5 protein-coding genes are annotated in these 4,186 nt (G+C 63.8%); 1 reads left to right on the forward strand and 4 read right to left on the reverse strand.

The genetic code is table 11. From position 1 onward, the window contains the following. The 4 genes from JOZ06_RS20565 to JOZ06_RS20580 form a co-directional block, all read right to left on the reverse strand. The coding region (locus JOZ06_RS20565) for a CesT family type III secretion system chaperone (protein WP_293235928.1) at positions 1-404 on the reverse strand (404 nt) is incomplete at its 3' end. 198 nt (positions 405-602) lie between these two features. Then, positions 603-2,369: a long-chain fatty acid--CoA ligase gene (locus JOZ06_RS20570; RefSeq protein WP_293235930.1), complete on the reverse strand. Its 1,767-nt coding sequence runs from the start codon at positions 2,367-2,369 to the stop codon at positions 603-605. Positions 2,370-2,469: 100 nt separating this feature from the next. Then, positions 2,470-3,597, reverse strand: coding sequence for a hypothetical protein (locus JOZ06_RS20575; protein WP_293235932.1), 1,128 nt, complete (start codon positions 3,595-3,597; stop codon positions 2,470-2,472). 99 nt (positions 3,598-3,696) lie between these two features. Then, positions 3,697-3,825 carry a hypothetical protein gene (locus JOZ06_RS20580; RefSeq protein ID WP_293235934.1) on the reverse strand — a complete coding sequence of 43 codons (129 nt, stop codon included), beginning with the start codon at positions 3,823-3,825 and terminating at the stop codon, positions 3,697-3,699. Between JOZ06_RS20580 and JOZ06_RS20585 the strand changes: the two genes are divergently transcribed. Next, the coding region (locus tag JOZ06_RS20585) for a PLP-dependent transferase (protein WP_293235936.1) at positions 3,824-4,186 on the forward strand (363 nt) is incomplete at its 3' end. The genes JOZ06_RS20580 and JOZ06_RS20585 overlap by 2 nt on opposite strands.

Below are 4,186 nucleotides of genomic sequence, written 5' to 3' on the forward strand. Positions count from 1 at the left end.
GGCAGGTGGTCGCGCGGCGCCGTGAGCAAGCCTTCCGCGCAGGCGATCAGCGCGTCGAAAGCGCTGAGCTGTGCGGGCAGATCGCAGCCGCTAAGCGGCAGGCACAGCCAGCAGCACAGCCGGTTGTCGGCATCGAGCGCAACCACCGGCTGCCGGAGGGACGGTGTCATTTGATTGGCGCGCAAAGCCTGAACGAGCAGGGCGCCTTGGTTTTCTGTCACGAGGCCGTCGATTTCGGCCTGCATGAACCAGTGCGTGGCGTCGAGGCTGCCCATGTGGACCATGCAGCGCTGTTCCACTGTCAGGCTGATGACGTCCTGATCAGCGGCGGGCGAGGGGGGATCGAAGCCGATGTGGCGCAATAATTCGATCGCGCAACGGTGAAAGGCGGACAAGTCGTGCATGCGGCGAAATCCTCGCGGGTCGATGAAGACGCGGCGGATTGTGGCCTGGCACGGCGGCGGAAGAATTAGGAATTATCCGATTCTGCGGTATTTGCTGTATCGGCTGTCGGAATAAAGGGGGGCGGTGCACTGCCTTCGGCAGTAGGGTGCAATCGCCGCGCAGCGCGCGGCATTGCACCAAACACCTGACGACGCGTCCTAGGCTAGCTCGGGCTGATGCGCGTACATGCGCTCGATCAGCTCGCGGCAACGCTCGGCGATCACCTTGCGCCGCAGCTTGAGCGTCGGCGCCAGTTCGCCTTGATCGACGCACCAGGGCCGGTCAAGCAGTGTGAACTTGCGGATATGTTCCCAACTGCCGAAGAAATGATTGAAGCGCTTGATCTCACGCTCGATCAGCGCGTGCACGCTCGGGTGCAGCGTCATTTCCTGGTCGGAGGTATAGCGGATGCCCTGCTCGGCGCACCATTCGCGGATCTTTTCGAACAGCGGCACGATCAGCGCGCTGGGGAATTTCTCGCCGTCGCCGACCACCATGACCTGGTCGATGAAGGCCGATTCCTTCAGTTTGTTCTCGATCGCCTGCGGCGCAATATACTTGCCGTTGGAGGTCTTGAACATTTCCTTCTTGCGGTCGGTGATGCGGATGTAGCCCTGCTCCATCACGCCGATGTCGCCGGTGTGCAGCCAGCCGTCGCGCAGGGTTTCGGCGGTCAGTTCCGGCTCCTTGTAGTAGCCGGCCATGACGTTGTCGCCACGCACCAGGATTTCGCCGTCGTCGGCGAAGCGCACCTCGACGCCCGGCATTGGCACGCCCACGGTGCCGATACGTACGCCCTTGGCGTTGAACGGGTTGGCGGCGATCACCGGCGAGGATTCGGTCATGCCGTAGCCTTCGCTGACCACCACGCCGCACGCCCAGAACAGCCGGGCCAGGCGCGGCTGCAAGGCGGCCGAGCCGACGTTGATCCAGCGCAGCTCGCCGCCCATTGCCTGGTACCACTTGTTGTAGACCAGTTGGCGGGCGACGGCGTAGCGCGCGCGGTCGGCCAGCGAATAGCGCTTGCCCGGCTCGTACTGCTCGGCCAGATGCAACGCCCAGATATACAATTTGCGGGTCATGCCGTTGAGCGTGCGCGCCTTGCCGGCGAGCTTGTCGTAGACCTTTTCCAATACGCGCGGCACGGCGCTGAAGGTGTGCGGGCGCACTTCGCTCAAGGTGGCGGACAGTTGATCCACCGAGCTGAAGTACACGGCGGTGCCGGTATGCAAGTAGTAATGCACGCCGGCGCGCTCGAAGATGTGCGATAGCGGCAAGAAGCTGACGGCGCGGCAGGTGCCGCGCGGCAGGCCGGTGTGTTTGGCGGTGGATACCACCATCGACACCAGGTTGCGATGGGTCAGCATCACGCCCTTGGCGCGCCCGGTGGTGCCGGAGGTATAGATGATGGTGAACACCTGATCCGGCGCGATGGCGTCGCGCACCCGCGCGAGTTCGCCTGCGTCGCCGGCTTTGCCCGCCGTCAACAGCGCGCGCCACGAGGCGGCGCCTTGGACTTCGTCCAAACGGAAGACCGGGCACGGCGCTTCAGCCATGGCGGCTTCGAGCTTTTCCTGCTGCACGGCGTTGCCGGCGAAGGCCAATTTGACCTCGGCGTGGGTCAGGATATAGCGGGCGTCTTCCAGTGTGCAGGTCGGATACAACGGCACGCTGATGGCGCCGATCTGTTGCAGCGCCAGATCGACCAGCGCCCATTCCAGGCAGTTTTCCGCGGCGATGGCCACACGGTCGCCTTGGGCGATGCCGTGTTCCAGTAGGCCGAGGCTCAGCAGATCGATGGTTTGCACCGCCTCCGCCGTCGACAGCACGGTCCAGGATTTGCCGCTCTTGCCGCACAGACAGTCTTTGCGGGGAGAGTGCTTAAGCTGCTGGCGCAGGAAGTCGAAAGCGCGGGTTTGCGTCATGGGCGGGGGGTGTGATTTGGAAAACGCCGCACCATAGCGCGAAAGCCGCTTCGTGTAAAGAAATCTTCACGATTCAATTGCTTGAAATCAATGGCGGTGTCTAGGGGCTATCAGGATTCAGTGCCCACAAGCGGTCGAGTTCTTCGATAATGGCTTCTCCCGCTTCTTGTGCCTGGCGCACGCCGGCGCCTAATGCCCGGGCGGCGCCGACGGCCAGGATGTCATCGTTCTGCTCTAAGCGCGGCGTAGCGTCCTCCACCGCAACATGGTCCTTCCCGAGTTGCCTTACGACCTGATCGTGGTGCTGGCGCGCCATCGCTTCGGACCAGAATGCGGGATGCAAGACCGGTGTCGGCGCCCAGAGCTGTTTGAAGCGCCAATTTTCCTGCTGTGCGTGTTGTTTGGCTGCCTGCCATCGTTGCTCAAGCGCCGTGTCGGCGTTGAGCCGCTGTAACGCCGCCTGGGTTTGCCGGGCAAAGTGTCTGCCCTGGGCGGGGTCGAGCGACAAATATTCGGTCCGGTTATCGGGTTGTTGGCTGAAATGGCTGTCCGCAGCCAGCACCGCCGGTCCTTCCGCCCAAGCATCGATGACGATGCGCTCGCCATCGGCCAGCCGGGTTTCCGTCCAGGCATGCTTGACGTACTTGCCGCCCAGGCTTTGCACCGATTCGCCCGGAGCCAGCTTGCCCGCATGCATGGCCATCGCCACGTCCGCATGTTCGTCACAGTTGCCGGCGGCCATGCGCATGGCCAGCGCGGCACGGTCGGCCCAGCCGTTGCCGGGCTGGGAGTGGATAAACCGGACGCGCCAGCCCGGCTCAAGCGACATCTTCAGATCGCTGCGTACATTGCCGCGGCCGTGCGACAGCGCCTCTCGGGTTTCTTCCACGCTGCGGTTGGCTTCGCGTAGCCGCTGCAACAGCTCGCCGTCGAGCGCGAGCCCTTTCGACGCGCGCAGCGTCAAGTAAGCCGCCAGTCCCCGCTCGCGTTTGGTCAACGGCTGTTTGCCGGCGCGAAGCGCGGCAAGCTCCTGTGCTCTTTCCTGTTGTCGGCGCCTATCGAAGCGGGCCATCTGCCGGTCCACGGTACGCTCGCCAAGCGCCGTGGCACCCCAGCCGGCGAGCGTCATCTGGCGGCCGTCGTAGCGGGTTGTCATGAGGCGGGACTGGCCGCTGGGGCCGCCGGCAAGCCAGACGGTGGGGGTAACTGCAAGGATTCGTTCGGGCATGGTCAACGGGCTTGTTGCGTTATGGCCGGGATGCTATCGGGTCCATGCCGTGTTCTACGATGGGATGATTCTTAAATTAGGACTGCGTTTGACCGCGGCTTAGCGGGAGAGATATTGTGCGTTTTTACGCACGCCGTTGTAGGGATCTGCCAACGTCGGCGATGCCGCATCGATATTCACCGGGCCGGCCAGCGGCAGGGCTGTGCCCTCCTCAGGGAGTGAGTGCATGAAATTCGCCACCAAGGCTATCCACGTCGGCTACGACGCCAGCGAGCACGGCCATGCCGTGATGCCGCCCATCTACCAAACGTCGGCGTTTGCCCACGAGAAACTGGGCGAACATTTGCCGTTTTCCTATGCGCGCACCGGCACGCCGACCCGGGCCGCGCTGGAAGCCAATCTGGCGGCATTGGAGAACGCCGCGCATGGCTTGGCGTTCGGTAGCGGCATGGCGGCCATCGATGCCGTGATGCGTGCGGTGCTCAAGCCCGGCGACGAAGTGGTCGCCCAACAGGATGTCTATGGCGGCGCCTACCGGCTACTGACCAAAGTGATGACGCCGGCCGGCGTGACGGTCCGTTTTGCCGAT

Origin of the sequence: Paludibacterium sp. (genome assembly GCF_019232825.1) — a bacterium.
Lineage (GTDB): Bacteria > Pseudomonadota > Gammaproteobacteria > Burkholderiales > Chromobacteriaceae > Paludibacterium.